2 protein-coding genes are annotated in these 1,227 nt (G+C 26.6%); both read right to left on the bottom strand.

The features are described from left to right. Nucleotides 1-168 (bottom strand): AMP-binding protein (locus tag ACN1CN_RS22725; RefSeq protein WP_419137967.1); only part of this gene is annotated, 168 nt, incomplete at its 3' end. Nucleotides 169-235: 67 nt separating this feature from the next. Continuing rightward, a partial coding sequence (locus ACN1CN_RS22720) for a phosphopantetheine-binding protein (RefSeq protein WP_419137966.1) occupies nucleotides 236-1,227 on the bottom strand: 992 nt, incomplete at its 5' end.

Here is a 1,227-nt window from a genome sequence, read left to right as displayed (position 1 = left end):
ACGAGCCAGCTGGTTACTCCTATCATTAAGATCCCTGTAACTCAGCTCCTCTCCATCATAAACCAAAGCAATGTTATCAGGGGTTCTCTCTGCCTGTTCCTGGAATAACTCATAAATAGTCTTATCTGATATTCTAGACTCAATTTTATTGTTTATTTTTTTTTTCATAATTCTATTCTAATCCTATTTGATGATAACATATAAAAAATATCTAAAAATACCATCTATAATAATTTTATATATCAAGTGCAAGAGTATTTATTTTATTCTTAATTAAGAATTCACTAATACTTAAACTATTATTTTCAAGGATATTACCATGATAACATTCTAAATTTACTACTTGTACATTATCGGAAATTAAATTAATATTATTTTTATCAAGAGTTTTACAATATTCATTAAATAATTTAGAATTTTTATTATTAATATTCACTAACATAGCTTTAAATAATACTATGTTTGAATATTTTAATTTATGCGCTATTGATGAATTTGCTAGTTTATTTTCCGTATCCAAAGCAGCAATAATCTTTTCACCATGTACTTTTTTAGATTCTTCCATTTTAAAATCTTTATATTTTTTTATAATTTCATCCCTATAATTGTTATTAACTAAACTCTGCATAGTTTTATCTCTTAAAAAAGAATCCAACAAGGTTACATTAATATTTTTATAACCTCTGCCTTCAAGAACTACAGCTATTTCTAAAGAAATCTGCCCTCCTAAAGACCATCCAAGTAAATTAATAGGCTCTTTTAATGTGTATTTTTTTTCATATTCCAATAAATAATAGTTAGCCAATTTATTTAATGAACTTATTTTATCCTTATAATGAATATTATAATTATCAATTCCAATACAATTATATTTTATACTTAACATTTCAGCTAAATTTTGATATACTTCTGAACCAGCACTGGAAGGAGATATAAATATTATATCATCTAATTCATAATTATAATATTCATAATAAGGCTTTACTAGCCCAAAATCTTGCTTTAAAAGTTCTAGTATTTCTATAATGAATTTAAGTCTAAAAATATCTGCAACTTTTATATCAACCTTTAATGCCTTACTCATACGGTGTGACACCTGAATAGCTAATATCGAATTTCCTCCTATCCTGAAGAAATTATCCGTTACTCCAACTCTGTCCAATCCAAGGACTTCTTCCCAGATACTGCAGATCGATCTCTCCAATTCCGTCCTTGGAGCTGTATAAT

The organism is Flavobacterium sp. T12S277 (assembly GCF_048514875.1).
Classification (GTDB): domain Bacteria; phylum Bacteroidota; class Bacteroidia; order Flavobacteriales; family Flavobacteriaceae; genus Flavobacterium.
Note: the sequence above shows the minus strand (reverse complement) of the source record. Positions and strands in the feature narration are given on the sequence as shown.